A 17,224-nucleotide genomic window follows, 5' to 3' on the forward strand; every position below is an offset into this window, starting at 1 on the left:
AGAGCATTATAATAATTGGTTTTTAACAAACTCATTATAATGACCCTCTTCTTCTTCCAACTCTTCATGAGTTCCACTTTGAACAATCGCACCATTCTCTAAAACATAAATAGTATCAGCGTTCTTCACGGTACTCAAACGATGCGCTATAGTTATAACTGTTTTATTTTTTAAAATTGGAAGTAAGGCAGTTTGAAGCTGAGCTTCTGTGTGTACATCAAGTGCCGAGGTAGATTCATCGAAGATAACTACACTTGGGTCTGCTATAACCATGCGAGATATGCTTAGACGTTGACGCTGACCTCCAGAGAGTCTTATCCCATGACGACCAACTATCGTATCTAAGCCATCTTGCATATCATTTATCATTTCACTCAGTTGGGCAATTCCAAGTGCTTTTTGTATCTCTGCATCGCTAATGTTTTCTTCACCCATAGTAATGTTAAAGCGTAATGTAGAGTTGAATAAAATTGGCATTTGTAGTACTAGAAATATTTTCTCACGTAAGGATTTCTTATCTATGTTCTCGATATCTTCACTATTATATTGCAGATGTCCAGCTTGTTTTGCATAAAAACCTGAGAGGATTTGGGCAAGTGTTGTTTTTCCACTTCCACTTGCTCCAATGAGTGCGATTTTACAGCCATGTTGTATATTTATAGAGATGTTTTTAAGGATGGGTTTGTTATTTGAGTAAGAAAAATCAAGATCTTTTACATCTATCGTTACTTCATTGCCTACTATTGTTTTTGTACCTGTATTTTCAGTTTGAAGTGTGAGGATTTTGTTTATTCTCTCTAACGCTGCCATAGCAGATGCATATGAGTATTGGATAGAAAGTATCTCTTGGACGGGGGTCATAACAAACCAGATATAACCAAACATCGCAAACATCATACCGATACTAAGATCACTGTACACTACAAGTAAAAAGCCAGATGCACGAAGAATTTCAAACATAGAAAGTGAAATTGCAGTTGAAAGTTTCTCATAAATAACACTTTTAAAACTAAACTCATTTGAAGTTTTTTGGACTCTATCTGCTTTTTTTATTGCGTCAGAAAAGAAGTACTCCTCTTTGTTAGAGGCTTTGATTTGTCCGTAAAGTTCTAAGGTCTCGCCAACACTATTTTGAAATTCCTCGATTGAGTTGTTTTCATCTTTTTTTAAACCACCAACAGCTTTTGCCATTTTTTTACTTATCAAAACATTCAGAGGCTGGATGACTAAGATCATTAAACCTAAAATTGGGTCTAACATAATCATAACAGTACTAACAGCGATGAGTGTTAGTGTTGCTGAAAAGAGTTTTGAGGTGCTGTTCATAATAAAAGCATCGAAAGTATTCACATCTGTAATGAGATTCGATGTGATGGCTCCAGAACCAAGTGTTTCATACTCGTTCATAGAAGTAATTTTGAGATGCTCGATGAGACGTTTACGAATCATAAATGTAACATACTTAGATATTTTAGTGAAAATTTTTGTAATAATCGCACCCAAAAGATAGTAACTTATACGTAAAAATATTACGGTTAGTGTAACAATTGCTATATATATAAAAGCATTTGCTTCACCGATGAAATAGTTGATAGTTGCAACAAAGCTTGCGGGCTTCTCAAGTAAAACTTCATCTACCATCATAGGTAAAATTAAAGGTATTGGCACTGATATTAAAACAGCTAAAAGGGTAATAACCTGACCGTAGACAAGTGCAGGTTTTTTATCTAAGATGAGCTTAAATATAGTTTTGAGTGTTATTTGATTGTTTTGCATTTATATTTTTTTCACATATGGTTTTAGAATATAGTAGAGCATTAAAGCCCAAAGAACTGAGGAGCTGATTATCTCTAAGAGCCCAACTTCTTCATGAATATGAATTAACTTTGAAGCATCAATGTCATTTACATTAAAAATGTAATCAAGTCCAAGACCAAAGATAAGACTTCCAAGAACAATAGTTCCAAGGTAGATATAAAGTGAAGTTTTACCAAGCATAGTCTTTACCACACCAATAGTTACCGTGTTCGTTGCAGGTCCTGCAGTTAAAAATACAAATGCCGCACCTGGACTCACTCCCGCAATCATTAAAGCAGCAGCAATAGGAAGCGAAGCAGTTGCACAAACATACATAGGAACAGCTATCGCAATAGCTACAAGATATGAAAACCAAGAATTATCCATAAGAATTTCACTTAAGTTTTGGGGAATGGCGATAGTAATTAAAGCACCAATAACTAAACCTAAAAATAAGGGTTTTGCTATGTCTTTAAGAAGTGTTCCAAAAGAATAGCTAAAAACTTGCTTGAGTGAAAACTGCTTTTTTTCTTTACCTGTATTAGAACAGCAATTCTCAAGCGGCTTTTCTGTCATTTTAAGGTTTGGAGCTGTTGCAGAAAAAGATTGTTTAGGGGGTACAAAAGTGGAAAAAGCAGGTTTGGGTATTTCTTTGTCTAAAATATTTGTAAGAATTCCAGCTACTGTAGCGATAATCATAGAGGTAAATATTCTATAGATGGTAAAAATCCACCCAAACATTCCATAGGTTGCTAAGATAGAATCTACACCAGTAATAGGTGTTGAGATTAAAAAAGAAAGAGTAGCACCTTTGGACGCGCCACTTTTTTTGACGCTCGTTGCAAGGGGAATAACTCCACAAGAACAAACAGGTAAAGGAATTCCAAAAATAGTAGATTTTATAACGGAAAGGATATCTTCTTTTCCAAGGTGTTTTGTAACAATAGTTTCTGGAATTAGTTCATGTAAAATTCCTGCAAAAACAAGACCAAAAAGTATGTATGGACTCATAGCATGGGAGAGCTCTATGAGGGCATTAAAAAAGAGTGTTGAGTATTCCATAACAGTAACCTTTATTTAGATTAGTGTTATCAGTGTAACGAATGATTGCTTAGGTTTAAGAGTTGGCAGTTATTGCGTTAGCAATCCTAAGCATAGTTTCATTTTTACCTAAAATTGCCATCACGCTATCCAGCCCTGGACCAGACATTTTTCCTAGAAGTGCAACACGAAGAGGTTGACCAATTTTTCCAAATCCTATCTCCATTTCAGTAACAACTTGCTCCATTACAGCATGGTAATCACTTGGTAGGTGAAGTTCTTCTGTAGTGCCGATTTTCGCACCAAAAGCATTTAAAACTTCGAGAGCATTTCCTTTAAAAGCTTTTTTTACTGCTTTTTCATCATAAGAAGTAGGCGTAGTTAAAATCTCTTTTGTTAACTCCGCTAAGTCTTTTAATGTTTTTGCTCTTTCTTTAAGTTCATCGAGTAAAATTTCTTTTTTGTCGTGTGAAGTAAGTACTAAGTCATACTGTGTTAAAAGCTCTGCAAGTTCAGAGTTTGGTGTGTTCTTTATGTAATGAGAATTAAGCCAATCGAGCTTTTCTGTGTTATAAATAGAAGCTGACTTATTGATATCTTTAGGGTTAAAAAGATTCTGCATCTCTTCCATTGAAAATATTTCTTGATCGCCATGACTCCAGCCTAAACGTACTAAAAAGTTAAGAAGTGCCTGCGGTGTATAACCCATCTCTTTGTAGGCCATAACATCAGTTGCTCCATCACGTTTTGAGAGTTTTTTACCTGCAGCATTATGAATCATAGGGACATGGTAAAATTTAGGGATATCAAATCCTAAAGCTTCATATACAACTATTTGTTTTGGAGTGTTAGAAAGATGGTCATCTCCACGTATAACTTCATTAATCCCCATCAAATGATCATCAATAGCAACAACAAAATTATATGTTGGAGCACCATCCCCACGAGCGATAACAAAATCATCTAAGATATCTTCAGCCTGAAAACTTACATCGCCTTTTACGCCGTCATGCACAAGTACTTCACCTGTTAATGGTGCTTTAATTCTGATTACTGGATCTATACCTTCAGGTACTTCGCCGTTGAAGTCACGGTACTTTCCATTGTACTTTGTGCGTTCGTTATTTGCCATTTGTGTTTCACGAAGCTCAGTTAATTCTTCTTTAGACATGTAACATTTATATGCTTTACCTTCATCAAGTAGTTGCTTTATATATTTTGCATAAATGTCATCACGTTGTGATTGATAGGTAATTTCGCCATCATGTTCTAAGCCTAACCATTCAAAAGCTTTGAGAATAGCGTCAGTAGCTTCTTGGGAGTTTCTTGCCTTGTCAGTATCTTCAATACGAAGAACAAATTTACCACCACTTTTTTTAGCCCAAAGGTATGAAAAAAGAGCAGTTCTAAGACCACCAATATGAAGATATCCTGTGGGTGATGGAGCGAAACGTGTAATAACCATATAAAAGCCTTTAATATTATAATGTCAGGGATAAAAGTCCCTATAAGCCCCTAAAGCGACAAAAAATATAATTTTTTGAGCAGTAAGGATTTGTCTGATATTCTTTATACTGGAATTTTAGGCAAAGATTGGTTAAATGATGGTAAAATTAATACCTAAAACTAAATAAAGAGAATGTATATGTATAAATTTTTGATAATTCTAGCATCTGGACTAGCTCTTAGTGCAAATATGGTTGCCGGTGTAGCGATAGTGGTGAAAGATAGAGCAATAACACTTCATGATATAAAAGAAGAGATGCAAATATCTCAGGTTAATGAGAAAAGAGCTGTGAGTACCCTTATCCGTAAAAAACTTGAAGAGTCTGAGATTAAAAATCGCAAAATTTCTGTGAGCAGTACTGAAGTCTATGATGACATTAAGGATACAGCTAAAAGAAATAATATGAGTATCAGTGATTTATATGAAGCTGCTTTAAATGCAAATGGGATAAGTTCTGCTGATTTAAAAATAAAGGTAAAAGAAAAGCTTTTATCGAAAAAACTTTATGGTGCTATTGCTTATTCTAAAGCTTCTAAGCCAGCAGATAGTGAGCTTGAAGAGTATTATGATTTAAACAAAGAAAGTTTTTCTCATCCAGCATCATTTACAACTGTTATTTATCAAACAACAGATAAAAATGCCCTCAATAAAAAGATAGAAAACCCAATGTTTTATGCACCTCAAATTCAAACACAAGAACAAGAATTACCATATGACAAAGTCTCTCCTGAGTTGGCTAAACTTTTACAGCGTACTCCAGTCAATACTTTTTCACCAATAGTCCCAGATGGTAAAGGTGGATATCTGAGTTTTTATATTCAGGGTGTAAAAGGTGTTCAAGATCTTGGTTTTGAAAAAATGAAAGGTCAGATTGAAAATATGATTATGGGTAAAAAACGAGAACAAGTTTTAAGCGATTATTTCGCAAAATTAAAAGATAACGCAGATATTAACATCTTGAGAAGTGTCAAGTAAAAGATGCTTAGTGACAAAAATTTTATAAATATAGCAACAGAGTTAGCAACGGCTTCGAAGTGTGTGTCAAAACAAGTGGGGGCAGTGATAGTCAAAGATGGACGTATTTTAAGTACAGGATACAATGGTACTCCAACTAGATATACTAACTGTGTAGACCATTGGGATGGAGAATATACTCCAGAACATCATGAATGGTCCAAAACCTATGAAATCCATGCAGAGATGAATGCAATCATCTGGGCAGCACGAAAAGGAATTTCTATAGAGGGTGCTACGATTTATGTAACACTTGAGCCATGTAGTGAATGTAGTAAAAATCTTATTGCTAGTGGTATAAAAAGAATTGTATATGCTAGAGCGTATGAGCATACTCACTCAGCAACTATTTCGAAGTTTTTAAAAGATAATGGTGTTAGTATAGAAAAGCTAATTATTTAGTGGCTACTTAGAGTCTCTAATAGCCCATTTCAAGTATTTTTACTTTGCTTGAAAAGGAACTTCGTCTAAAGAAAAGTCTTCTAGTTTATTTTCTATCCATTGACGTACACTTGAGTTTTCATTAAAATATATATAAATACAACCGCCATCTTCGTCATTTCTGACAAGTATGCTGTCATTAGTTTCTGACTCCCACGCACTTAGGGATTCATATTCTATATATTCTTTTTGTATTACGTAACTTTGTAGGGTGATTTCTTTTTCTAGAGAGTAAAAAAGAAATCTCTTTGAAGCAACATCCTCTACCTTTACTAAAGTAGACGAACTTAAGTTGTGTATGGAAGAATCTAAATTTTCTAAAAGTGCAGATAAAAAAACTTTACTCCAAGAAAGTACTTGCTTCATACATTTTGAAGTTGCTGGATCTAAGTTATCTCTATCGAGATATGCTGTATTATAGTCTTTACAGATGTTACTATAGTCAATTGAAATACCTATTTTCTTCATGATTAAGCCTCTGATATTATCTTGACTTCATCTCCAACTCTCATTTGGCCATCATCAACTATAGATACAAAAAGACCACGATTTCCTTCAAGTAGTTCAGGAAGTTCAGGTGCAAAAGCATAAAGGTAACGATAATCTTCACATGGTCCAACTACTTCTAGAAGCAGATCGCCTACCTCAATAATAGAGCCTTTTTTAAGATGATAAAGGTCAATATCTACATGAATATCTTCCATTAGAACACCTTGTTCTAAAACAAGTTCTGCTTCTTCTATGATGTCATAACTTTTTTGTGAAATGAGAACCATAGTATGTTCAGTCCCATTTTCATAATCTCTACTACCCATGATACCATTTTCATCACAGTCCATGTCTTCAACTCTCATACGGTGTCCAGCACGTATCATGTCAGGCATAGTCATATATAATGTTAATACTTTTCCAGTTGTCATTTTTTGTCCTTTATAATAATTAAAATTTTGGAGGATATTAGCATAATATCTCTGTAATCTTAGTGCCCTTTTGAATTAAACGAATAATATAATAATATATTAACATCTATCAAAAAAAATAATAATCAAGTCTGGATTAATTTACTAAATTAATCCATGCACTTTTTTATACATTCGCTTTACAAAGCTTGGTTTGAGTCCTGCGATATAAAGCTCGTCTTCCTCTTCTTTTAGATGCTCTTTTTTAATGGATATAAGCATCTCTAACCTATTAACTAAAACTGATTTAACATCTGCTTCAAAGTTACCCTCATAGCTAGGTTCAATTGTAACCATTTTTTCTACAACATCACAAAACTCTGTTTCTTTAATAAGATTTAATTGCTCTATGGGATGTGTGTTTTCTGTTTCAACCTTATATGTCCAAATAGCTACCAGTACAGATTTTAACTCTTGTGTATAATTTCTTTGTTCATCTGGGAGTTCTTGTGTTAAAGCTGTGGCAAGATTTTTTAAATTATTTGCATTTACAATTGCTAGCTCTTTCTCAAAAGCCTCTAGCTCTTCTTCATACTCTGCTGCATCATTCCACATATTTGCAAGTTCCATATTTTTTTCATTAGTATTGTTATTAATCTTTTTCTTGGCAGTAGGTTCCTCTTTAACGAGGCCTTCACCACCATCTTCTAAAAAATCTTTTAGTGCATCCATAATGTCCATATCCCATAATAAATTTTTCGTATTTTAGCATTATGTTATTGTAGTTTTCAATTAAATAATGCAACTTATTTAATTTATAATACCTATTTAAAGTTCTTTACAGTCTTAAGCTTTATTCTGCGCTAGATAGACCTTATTTACATCTGCAATAAATATGTCTGTAAACATTTCTATTTCTTCTTCATCTTCATAATGATACTCTGCAAACCCAAAGAAATCTTCTGGCGTAATATTGTAGTCAATCAGTTTATTGATGGCTTGTATTTTCTCATTTTTCAAGAAAAGACTCGCAATTTCTTCTCCTAGATAATCATGCTCAGAATTATCAAGCTCTTGAAAACATTTTTGCTCATGGAGTAGGTCTTCAAGGTGATCTATTTTCTTACCTTCTTCTTCTGACACAGATCCTGTTTTGAGAATATTCATAACTAACTCTTGCATTTGGGCTAATATTTTTGCTTGTTCACTCATCGTATTTCCTTTTCTAAATTCTTAGCAAAATTTTTCTAATTATATCTTCTTCAACTAAGCTAGAGATATGCTTATTCGTCTTCTTCACCAGTTATTTCTAGTCTCTCTATAAATTGCTTTGCTAGTATTTCACTTTTTCTATAAAATTTATCAGCAATCTCTGGAGTATAGTACTTATTTGAAAGCTCTTTAAAAAGTTCTAACCAGCGTTCAAAAGTTTCAGACTTAAGTTCTCCTAAAAATGCATGTGGACCAAATGGATCACCAAAGTAGCCAGGTTCTCCATTCATTAGCATAAGCCAAAATTTATTGAGAATTTGATAATGTTCATACCACTTTTCATTTTTTAAATCTGCACCTAGTGCTCTAACAAAGTACGGACCGACAAGATCATCTTCAACCAAAATTGCGTAAAACTCACGTACCATTTTTGCTACGTTCCCTTCATTAACAGTGTCATAAAGCATAATATTTTGCATAGTGTCTCCTGGTTTTTATGATGGAATTATAGCAAAATCACGATAATTATATCGTATTAAAAAAGTGAAGTTTTATTACATATTTTTTAGTAGATGTATATGTTTATATGAATTTGAATGGGCTCTCTCAAAGAGAGAGCGCTTAGCCCATCTCTACAGAATCTATTTCGCCTTTAAACTCTTCAATAGAGAAAGTAACTCTATTGGCTACTTCTTCGGCTGTGCTCTTAAGCAGAGTACTTCCTAAATGGATTATTCGTGTTGGTTTAGTATACTCACTTACAACATATGTTAGTAAAATATAGGGGTCACCTGATGTCTTACAATCATCCAATGTTGTTTCTACTCCGGGTATACAATAATCAACATCAATGTCAGGATCAATCATTGCCTTATTTACAAGTAGTACAATCTGCTCTAATTTTTCTTTAGTTTCTTTTTCCATGATAGTTCTCCTAATGTAGTGAGTTATTTTAAATCATAAATATGAAAGATGCTAATGTCTAAGCATTATCTATAGCATTAGTGACTTTGATTTTATCAAAATAACTGTAACAATCAAACAAATTTTTTTAGGGGATATTTTAAATAGCTGATTTTTTATACAGATACATCACAATTTTTAGTTAGTAAGCTTTCTAGCCATTGTATATTTGTGTCAGTAAACTTTAGGTTATTGTAAAGAAAATCAATTTCTAGTAAGTCTAAAAGATTTTCTATTTCTATAGGTAGTGTTGTGAGTTTATTTTTCCAAAGAGTTAATTTATTTAAATTTGAAAGTTTTCCTATCTCTTTTGGTAAAGATGTAAGCTTGTTCCCGCCAAGTTCTAAAGTAGTTAAATGGAGAAGTGCTCCAATCTCTTTGGGTAGCGTGGTAAGATTATTTTCTTGAAGAAGAAGAAGCTTTAAATTTTTTAAAGCCCCTATTTGTTTTGGTACTTCTTTTAATTGGTTTCCAGAAACATAAAGTTCTTCTAAGTTAATAAGACAAGCTATTTCATTTGGTAGTTGGGTTAGCTGATTTCCCAAAAGGTAGAGCTTTTTTAAATGAACAAGATTTCCTATTTCTACTGGGAGTTGAGTGAGCTGGCTTCCTAAGAGATTAAGTTCTGTTAGATTAAGTAACTTTTCTTTTTCTCTTGGTAATCCTCTATAGTAACCAGTATTGAGATAAGAATCATGTTCTATCCATTCTAAATCAGAAATATTATTTTTATCTGCCCAATTCCAAATTTTTTGAATCCAGTTCTTATCTCTTGTATTCATATACTAATTACTCATAGTTTATTATTTATCAAATCCAAGCATGATGCCAAAAAGCTTATCTTCTGTGAGTCCCATTTTAGCTGAAGTCATTAAGTTGTTTTCTTCATAGTACTTAAGTAACTCATCTCCATCTTGACCTGTCATCATAGCTTGATAACCAAGAGCAGCATGTACTTCTTGATCAGGAACTACAACACCTTCTTTTTCAGCTATAGCTTCTACAATAAGAGCCTTTTTGATACTAGCTCTTGCTTCTTCACGTACAGATTCTCTAAGCTCACTAAACTTGTTTTTATCATCTGTATAAATTTTATGCTCAGCTTCACTGAAAGATCTTGTTTTGTCACGTACTTTTGCATCTATCTCTTGTTCTACTATATTGTTTGGTAGTGTAAAGTCAAACTTTGAAAGTAAAGCTTCTACAAGTTTTGGTTTAAGATCACTCATGTAAAGTTGTGAAAGTTCTTCAGATGTAACTTGATCTGCAAATTTCCCTTTGAGTGTCTCTAAAGTTGCCTTAGGATCAGCGAGTATCTTTTTTGCGAATTCATCATCTGGAGTCTCTGGTTTTTGTTCTTGAATTTCGTGAAGTTTTACAATAAATGTAGTTTCCTTACCTGCTAAATCTTCTGCTTGGTAGTCTGTAGGAAAGGTAACTATTATAGTTTTTTCTTCACCATAATCCATACCAATAAGTTGTTTTTCAAATCCAGGTATGAATGAGTCAGAACCTATTTTAAGGTTGAATTTCTCAGCACTACCACCTTCAAATAGTTTGTCATCTATATATCCAGCAAAGTCAATAACAGTCACATCACCATCTACAGCTGATCTTGGCTTTTCAATCTTTGAAAATGGAGCTTGTTTAAGAGCAAACTCTGTAAGTTTAGCTTCAATAGCTTTTTTGCTTGCTACTGGCTTAGTGAAGCTAGGAGCTGAATCCATATAGTTTACATCTAGATTGATTTCAGGTGAAGTAGATAAAGATACTTCAAAATAAACACCATTTTCTTTTGGTTCATATTTTAGAACTCCAGGTTGCCCTAAAATACTTTCAACATTAATGTTTGCTTCTTTGATACCAGCAGCAACAAAATCTTTAAATACTTGTCCGGCAGCTTCTTCTTCAAAATTCTCATTTTGGGAAGTCTCATTCTTTGGTTCTTTAGCTGCTTGTTCTTTTAGTATAGCAATTCTATCTTGTATTATTTTATTATCAACTGTACCGCTCATAATAAAGTTTATATCATCTACTTTTTTTACTGTAACTTTCACTACAATCCTTTTAGTTTTAATTATGTAATTTTAACATTATTGTCTAAAATTAACTTATTAAATAATAAAAAATAAATTCATTAAAATATTTCTATAAAAAAATAGAGATTTATTATCTTTTTTTATACTTAAGTATTTTTAGTGATTATAGATTATAGATTATTATTATAAATTATTATGATAGTCTTTTAATAGGTAGTAATTAAGGAGAATTCTTATGGAAGCAGAACTCAAAATAAAACTGGAAAAAGTTGTAGAACTTGTTGATAACCTAATGGTTGATCCTGAGATTGATATTGAATATTGTATTCCTGGAGTCGCTATGACTTCTGAAGTATGTGATATGTCAAAGGGTCCTTATATCGAATTAAAATATATTATAAGTGAATACACACAACCTACACGTAAAATTCATTTAACAAGTACATATACAAGTCCAGAGGCAAAAGTTATAGCGAATTTGGTTACATTCTCTGTTGAAGAATTTAAGGCAGAGATAGACTCTGTAGAGATGGGATAAGATTTATATCCCTTATTAAGATACAACTACACGCAAGAGATGTATCTTAAAGGAGAAACATTATGTTTGTTCAAGAAAAAGAAAAATTAGACACAATGGTAAGACTCGTGGATAATATGTCCGTTAATCCTGATATTAATATTGATTATTTTATTCCTGGAGTTTTAGTAACGACAGATAGTGGAAAAGTTGATTCGGGTGGTCCATATATTGAGTTTTCATACGCTAGAGATGGTTTGGATCCTCACGTACAACATATGCCTTTAACGCATAGTTACCTTGAAAAAACGCCTCAGGATTTAGCAAATTTGATTACTTTTTCTGTAGAAAGATTTATGGAAGAAATTGATTCACGTCAATACGGGGCACAGTAAACATTTATTATAGAGTTATGGTTTATCTATAGCTCTATATTCAAAATCTCATTACATACTACCAATTCCCTCAATCAAAAAAAATTTAATTTATAAGTATAATCTTACTATATATCTTGGAGTTGTAAATAATTGCATTTTAGAGGTTAGGGAAGAAATGATTTAGTTTTGTATTACTTAATGGTAAAAGTTACCATTAAGTATACTTACCCGAGAGGGTAATTAATGACTAGAAGAGATTATTCTTCGTGACCAGCCATTTCCATTGTTATACAGTTACGATCAAGCATATCAGTACAAACGTATACACAAAGTGCACACCCTTTACATCTGTCTTCATCTACCCAAGATGTGTTACCATCTTTGTCAAACATAAGCGTATTTGCTTCTGGACAATATAAAGTACAAGTATTACACTTGTACTCAGCACACATATCTGAATTAACTTTTGCTACATAATACATTTATATCTTTCCTTATACTTTTAGTCTAACGATTAGCTCAGAACCTGAGATATCTACAGTGTTTGCCATTTCAAAAGTTTTATAGATTACATCCATATTCTTTTGAAGTAGTTCTTCTTTCTTCTTAAACTTTCTCTCGATTGCAGAATCAAGAGCAGCAGTACCACCAGAAGCAACAAATGAGTTTCCTAAGAATCTCTCTTTAACTGCTGCTTCAATGTTATCTGTGTTTACAAGTTTAGTAAGACCAAGAACCATACCCATCATTGCCATGTTTGTTGCAAGTTCAGTACCCGCAACATCTTTTGCAAGTTTTGTAGCATCGAATTGTACCACAGTTGCATTAAGAGCGTTAAGAACTGCAGTATCATCTTCAGTTAGAACATCAAAATCAGTATTAATAATGATTAAGCTGTTTGGCTTTAGACCAGTATAAAAAGGCATTGTGTATGATTTACCATGTGTTACAACTTGAGAATGGTAGATCAAAATGATATCTGGATAAATTACTTCACCCACTTCGTAGATTGGCGCTGTAGAAGCTCTAACATAAGCCTCAACAGGTGCCATTCTTTTTTCAGAACCAAAGAAAGGAACTAAAGATGCAAATTTACCTGCATTATCCATTGCTGCACCAAGGATATGGGCAGTTGTTACAACACCCTGTCCACCTAGTCCAGAAATTCTAATATTATATCTTTCTGTTTTTTGTTTTTCAGCCATATTAGTTTACCTCTGCTGCTGCTTTAGATGCAGCTTTTCTTGCTTTAGATGCTGCTTTTTCTTCAGCTTCCACACGCTCAATTACTTCTTTAGCTTCGTCTGTCATGTACTCTTCAAATTGAAAACGAGTTTTCTCTTTGTCTTTAGCATCTTGGAATACATCTTCAGTAGGAATTGAATACTCAATGTTACATGAAGTATATGCATGAATAAATGTTGGACCAACTTCACGAGCTACAAAAATTGCACGTCTAATAATCTTAGCCGCTTTTTTGATATTCGTAGGAGACATTCTAACAGTATACACACAACCAGCAGCTTGCGCTAAACCTGTTGCAGGCATCTTGTCAAAATCTTTACCCATTGGAGCCATCTTAAGAACAGCGCCCTTAGGAGACATACCAGATGATTGACCACCAGTATTTCCATAAACTTCATTATCAAGCATGATTGTAGTGAATTTTTCACCACGAATCCATGAATGCATAGTCATAGAGAAACCGATATCCATAGTACCACCGTCACCGGCAATAGTAATAACATCTTTAGTCTTATCAGGGAAACGTAATCTAAATGCACGAGTAAGGCCAGAAGCCATTGCATTTTGATCACCATAGTTACCGTAAATAAATGGAACAGCAGCTTGAGAAATCGCAAGACGACCACAACCAGCTGTACCTAATGTTACTGTTTCTTCTGGACATGGAAGAGAAGCAAATATCAATCTGATATAGTAAGCCATCCAACAACCAGAACACATTGGGTGTTCTTCCATTAACTCTTTGAATTGACCCATGTTACCTGGACCAGCTTCATCTTGAGTTTTTCCGAACGGACCGTAATCAACTAACTCTACATAGTCTTTTGGCAAGTATCTTTTAAGTATAGCTGCCGGAGTAATATATTTTAAACTCATTTGAATCCTTTCTTATAATTTAAGATCGTACTTTAAACCTAGAGCAGTATAAAGTTCTTTCATGATTAGTTCTACTGGAAGTGTCATACCACCGTATACTCTTGGACCATCAACAACAATTCCACCATTAGGGATTGCAGCTTTAACTTCTTGCGCTAACCAACCAACAATATTGTGCTCAGGAACGATAAGTGCCGTAGCATTTTTAGTTGCTTCACGGATTTCTTTAATTGGAAAAGGTCTGATTGCTCTAACTTTAATTAGACCAACACTTAAACCATCTTCCTGTGCGTATCTATGTGCTTCTCTACCTTGTGCAGCAGCACAACCAGATGCAACAACAAATACTTGAGCTTCAGGGTTAAGAACCTCAATTGGTCCACCAAGATACTCATAGATGTACTTCATAGCACGGCTATTTGAATCCCAGATCTCTTGTTGCCATACTGAGTGAATTAAGTAACTCATAAAGTTTGACTTTTGAACAGGAGCATCTCTTTGAATTCTAGCTGGAGGAGTTTCATTATCCATAGCTGGAACTGGTGCAGCAACTGGATCAAACTCTTTATATACTAGATCTTCATCCATCATATCAACATAACCTTTTGCATGTGTTACGAAGAAACCTTCTGTAGCAACTGCAACTGGAATATATACATCAACTTTTTCAGCAATAGCAAATGCTGCTAATGTGAAGTCAAATGTATCTTGTTGGTTTTCAGCATGTAATAGAACCATACCTGAATATAACAAGTATGCCATTTCAAGATTATCTGGTTGAATTGATAGTGGTGCATTAATAACACGAGTTAAAACACCTAGTACTGCTGGAACTCTATGTCCTGGCCATGAAACAATTGCTTCAAGTCCACGTAAAAGTCCAGGTCCTGATGTTGCTGTAAACAGACGAACACCAGCTCTTGATGCACCAGCAATTGCTGACATCGTACCAAGCTCTTCTTCAGCTCTATAGTACTCTTTAATATGACCTTGAGCAAATACATCACCAACAAGGTGCATTACCTCTGATTGTGGTGTAATTGGGTAAGCAATTGCCATGTCTACATTAGCTCTTTTAACAGCTTCAGACATTGCCTGAGCACCTGTAATAAAGTGCTTAGTTCTTGGAGCTTCCTTTAACAGGTAGTTCATTTCTACGGATTTTTTATTTAATTGTGGTCTTACATTTGGACTCATCTATTTTCTCCCTTATTCAGTATCAGTAACATGTTCACCTTTTTTGGTCATGATGAGGCTTCTATACTCTCCATAATCAGCTGGTGACAGTGTACCGTTGTCTTCTTTTTCTAAAGACGGATTTTCAGGTGGTAAAGTAGTTTCCCACTTAATTCCTAGCTTATTTCTTTCTTCAATAATAATATCTCTGAATTTAAGAATATCAGATGCATGTAAATCTCTGATTGAAGCCATAGCTTCTTCATGACCCATGTATGCACATAATGCAGTTGTATAACAGTTAGTACCTGCACGAATCATTCTAAGTGAAAGATTTGCATAGTGACAATGTACACCTATAAAGATACAAGCTTCGATTCTATTATCTAGAATTGTAAGATTTGGATGATTTGGATTAATTTCAGCTTTAACATCAATTTTTGGATATTTAGGTCTGTAATCTGGCATTGGAATAATTTTACAATTAGGAATCTCAGATGCAAGATCTAATAGAGCTGCAGCTTTAGCGGCAACATCATCTTTCCAATCCCATAGAACTTGTGGACCAGGGAAAATTGTTGGATTCTTTCTTGTAAGTAATGCTACTGCAGCATCTCTCATTGCTTCTTCCGGTGTAACAGCATTACCATAAAGTAAAGCTTGACCTTCCGGTGCAATTTCGACTCCCATAGCTGGTGCTGATTGAGGCATATAGCCAGCAGGGCCTACTTCTATTTTTTTTGTCATAGTTTAACTCCTTATATTTATGAAAAAGTTTCAATAAAACACACAAATGTGCATAAAACATTTTAAATCCTATAGTCTAGATTAAAAATCTAGCTATATAGTTTGTCTAAAAGGTATCATCTACCTTCTTCGATAAACATGAATTTGTGGCTTATTGTAGCGAATAAATCTTTAAATATACTAAGTACTCATTTTCTTTTAATGTAAAAAGTAGAAACTAGGCTTATGAAAACCTTATGAATAATAGAATTTCAAATTGCTACTAACACTTGATAAACTTCGATGTGATAGGACTTTGTCGCAGTAAATCTGAAGTATTTACAGTTCATAAATTAGGATATTTGCAATGAATATCAGTCTGAAAAATGAATAATATATGAGAATGTAAAATTATTTATATGAGTAGAATAGTTACACTATTTATACCATTAAAGCATTTGATTGTACGGAAAGGTTACACTTTATTGCTAATATTTGGGTGTTAATTAGGTTTGGAATGAGCTAGTATATTGAGAGTGTTGGTGTATTAAGTGGGGTGGGGTATTGCTTATATAAAGTACAGATGATTTATCTGAACCTTATGAAGCATAATTTTTTATATTGAATCTTATTAACAGCCACAACTTCCAGAACTACAGCTACTATCTTCACTACCCGTACCACATGAGCTACCTGCATTAGGATTTGCACTTACTCGGATGAGAAAATCACTATTAGTTGTTAGTTGAGCTTCAAATACGTGCGTAGAGCAGAAGTCTTCATTCATAAATTCTGCTACTTGATGTGCATAGTTATATGCATCCTTTTGAAAGTTAAATGACATTTCTTTTTGATAATCACTTTTTTTGAAACATGCGCATTCCTGTTCCATATATACTGTATACATATATTTTCCTTGCTATTGTTAATTTTTGGAATTATAGTGATTAAAACAAAAATAGAAATGCTTTTGAAAAGTAGTTATGCTTTGTAAGGGGATTTGAATTTGAGGTTACATAAAGAGTAGATTCTTTGATCTACCCTTTGAAGTTTAGATTAGTTTCCGCCTGCTTTTTTTGGAGATGGCTCACTTGCATCAAATCCAATTACTACGTTAGAGTTTCGTACAAGTGTCCCTGCATCTTCGATATGATCTTCATCTTCATCATCTGCAGGTCTCAAACTACTATGTATTACTATTTTATCGCCATAATCTACTGCATCAAAAAAGTGTGTCATACAAAATTCTTGATTCATTCGGCACTCTAAAACTCGTGCTTTATTATACATATCTTCTCTTGTCTCAAACTCCATTACCTTATCTAAACCACTTTTAATTACACAACTACATTGTTTTTCTATTTCTATTGTATACATTTTATATCCTTAATATT

22 protein-coding genes are annotated in these 17,224 nt (G+C 33.7%); 4 read left to right on the forward strand and 18 right to left on the reverse strand.

Features of this window, described 5'->3' with window-relative positions; translation table 11 throughout:
• Window positions 1-6: 6 nt before the first annotated feature.
• From ACI9TV_RS00830 to gltX, 3 genes are read right to left on the reverse strand one after another with little or no spacing between them, the layout of a single operon-like run.
• Window positions 7-1,776, reverse strand: a complete 1,770-nt coding sequence (locus tag ACI9TV_RS00830; protein WP_415248861.1) for an ABC transporter ATP-binding protein — start codon at window positions 1,774-1,776, stop codon at window positions 7-9.
• A complete protein-coding gene (locus ACI9TV_RS00835; protein WP_415248862.1) occupies window positions 1,777-2,859 on the reverse strand; it encodes an SO_0444 family Cu/Zn efflux transporter in 1,083 nt (360 codons plus the stop codon).
• A gap of 55 nt (window positions 2,860-2,914) precedes the next feature.
• Entirely contained in the window at window positions 2,915-4,303 is a 1,389-nt protein-coding gene (gene gltX / locus ACI9TV_RS00840; RefSeq protein ID WP_415248863.1) for a glutamate--tRNA ligase, read from the reverse strand.
• Between the two features lie 180 nt (window positions 4,304-4,483).
• Between gltX and ACI9TV_RS00845 the strand changes: the two genes are divergently transcribed.
• Window positions 4,484-5,320 (forward strand): peptidylprolyl isomerase, encoded by an 837-nt coding sequence (locus ACI9TV_RS00845; RefSeq protein ID WP_415248864.1) that lies wholly within the window; start codon window positions 4,484-4,486, stop codon window positions 5,318-5,320.
• A 3-nt stretch (window positions 5,321-5,323) separates the two neighbouring features.
• Window positions 5,324-5,761 carry a deoxycytidylate deaminase gene (locus ACI9TV_RS00850; protein WP_415248865.1) on the forward strand — a complete coding sequence of 146 codons (438 nt, stop codon included), beginning with the start codon at window positions 5,324-5,326 and terminating at the stop codon, window positions 5,759-5,761.
• A gap of 39 nt (window positions 5,762-5,800) precedes the next feature.
• On the opposite strand, the gene ACI9TV_RS00855 is transcribed toward ACI9TV_RS00850, so the two are convergent.
• From ACI9TV_RS00855 to tig, 8 genes are all read right to left on the reverse strand, one after another.
• On the reverse strand, window positions 5,801-6,268 hold the full coding sequence (locus ACI9TV_RS00855) for a hypothetical protein (RefSeq protein ID WP_415248866.1): 468 nt from the start codon (window positions 6,266-6,268) through the stop codon (window positions 5,801-5,803).
• A 2-nt stretch (window positions 6,269-6,270) separates the two neighbouring features.
• Window positions 6,271-6,720 carry a hypothetical protein gene (locus ACI9TV_RS00860; RefSeq protein ID WP_415248867.1) on the reverse strand — a complete coding sequence of 150 codons (450 nt, stop codon included), beginning with the start codon at window positions 6,718-6,720 and terminating at the stop codon, window positions 6,271-6,273.
• 144 nt (window positions 6,721-6,864) lie between these two features.
• Window positions 6,865-7,431 (reverse strand): hypothetical protein, encoded by a 567-nt coding sequence (locus ACI9TV_RS00865; RefSeq protein WP_415248868.1) that lies wholly within the window; start codon window positions 7,429-7,431, stop codon window positions 6,865-6,867.
• Between the two features lie 114 nt (window positions 7,432-7,545).
• On the reverse strand, window positions 7,546-7,911 hold the full coding sequence (locus tag ACI9TV_RS00870) for a hypothetical protein (RefSeq protein WP_415248869.1): 366 nt from the start codon (window positions 7,909-7,911) through the stop codon (window positions 7,546-7,548).
• A gap of 71 nt (window positions 7,912-7,982) precedes the next feature.
• Window positions 7,983-8,390 (reverse strand): group III truncated hemoglobin, encoded by a 408-nt coding sequence (locus tag ACI9TV_RS00875; RefSeq protein ID WP_415248870.1) that lies wholly within the window; start codon window positions 8,388-8,390, stop codon window positions 7,983-7,985.
• A gap of 142 nt (window positions 8,391-8,532) precedes the next feature.
• Window positions 8,533-8,835 (reverse strand): hypothetical protein, encoded by a 303-nt coding sequence (locus ACI9TV_RS00880; protein ID WP_415248871.1) that lies wholly within the window; start codon window positions 8,833-8,835, stop codon window positions 8,533-8,535.
• 155 nt (window positions 8,836-8,990) lie between these two features.
• Entirely contained in the window at window positions 8,991-9,656 is a 666-nt protein-coding gene (locus ACI9TV_RS00885) for a leucine-rich repeat domain-containing protein (protein WP_415248872.1), read from the reverse strand.
• 21 nt (window positions 9,657-9,677) lie between these two features.
• Entirely contained in the window at window positions 9,678-10,931 is a 1,254-nt protein-coding gene (tig, locus tag ACI9TV_RS00890; RefSeq protein ID WP_415248873.1) for a trigger factor, read from the reverse strand.
• 217 nt (window positions 10,932-11,148) lie between these two features.
• On the opposite strand from tig, the gene ACI9TV_RS00895 reads away from it, so the two are divergent.
• Both ACI9TV_RS00895 and ACI9TV_RS00900 read left to right on the forward strand, forming a co-directional pair.
• Window positions 11,149-11,451 carry a hypothetical protein gene (locus tag ACI9TV_RS00895; protein ID WP_415248874.1) on the forward strand — a complete coding sequence of 101 codons (303 nt, stop codon included), beginning with the start codon at window positions 11,149-11,151 and terminating at the stop codon, window positions 11,449-11,451.
• Between the two features lie 62 nt (window positions 11,452-11,513).
• Complete coding sequence (locus ACI9TV_RS00900) at window positions 11,514-11,825, forward strand: hypothetical protein (RefSeq protein ID WP_415248875.1); 312 nt, start codon at window positions 11,514-11,516, stop codon at window positions 11,823-11,825.
• A 239-nt stretch (window positions 11,826-12,064) separates the two neighbouring features.
• On the opposite strand, the gene ACI9TV_RS00905 is transcribed toward ACI9TV_RS00900, so the two are convergent.
• The 7 genes from ACI9TV_RS00905 to ACI9TV_RS00935 all read right to left on the reverse strand — a co-directional run bounded on the left by ACI9TV_RS00905 (window position 12,065) and on the right by ACI9TV_RS00935 (window position 17,207).
• Window positions 12,065-12,289, reverse strand: coding sequence for a ferredoxin oxidoreductase (locus tag ACI9TV_RS00905; protein ID WP_415248876.1), 225 nt, complete (start codon window positions 12,287-12,289; stop codon window positions 12,065-12,067).
• A 12-nt stretch (window positions 12,290-12,301) separates the two neighbouring features.
• Entirely contained in the window at window positions 12,302-13,012 is a 711-nt protein-coding gene (locus tag ACI9TV_RS00910) for a 2-oxoacid:acceptor oxidoreductase family protein (protein WP_415248877.1), read from the reverse strand.
• A gap of 1 nt (window position 13,013) precedes the next feature.
• On the reverse strand, window positions 13,014-13,928 hold the full coding sequence (locus tag ACI9TV_RS00915; RefSeq protein ID WP_415248878.1) for a thiamine pyrophosphate-dependent enzyme: 915 nt from the start codon (window positions 13,926-13,928) through the stop codon (window positions 13,014-13,016).
• A gap of 12 nt (window positions 13,929-13,940) precedes the next feature.
• Window positions 13,941-15,125 carry a transketolase C-terminal domain-containing protein gene (locus ACI9TV_RS00920; RefSeq protein WP_415248879.1) on the reverse strand — a complete coding sequence of 395 codons (1,185 nt, stop codon included), beginning with the start codon at window positions 15,123-15,125 and terminating at the stop codon, window positions 13,941-13,943.
• Window positions 15,126-15,137: 12 nt separating this feature from the next.
• Window positions 15,138-15,851, reverse strand: coding sequence for a carbon monoxide dehydrogenase beta subunit family protein (locus ACI9TV_RS00925; protein ID WP_415248880.1), 714 nt, complete (start codon window positions 15,849-15,851; stop codon window positions 15,138-15,140).
• Between the two features lie 610 nt (window positions 15,852-16,461).
• A complete protein-coding gene (locus tag ACI9TV_RS00930) occupies window positions 16,462-16,737 on the reverse strand; it encodes a hypothetical protein (protein WP_415248881.1) in 276 nt (91 codons plus the stop codon).
• 149 nt (window positions 16,738-16,886) lie between these two features.
• Window positions 16,887-17,207, reverse strand: coding sequence for a hypothetical protein (locus ACI9TV_RS00935; protein WP_415248882.1), 321 nt, complete (start codon window positions 17,205-17,207; stop codon window positions 16,887-16,889).
• Window positions 17,208-17,224: the final 17 nt, after the last annotated feature.

It is taken from the genome of Sulfurimonas sp., from assembly GCF_047622445.1.
GTDB lineage: Bacteria > Campylobacterota > Campylobacteria > Campylobacterales > Sulfurimonadaceae > Sulfurimonas.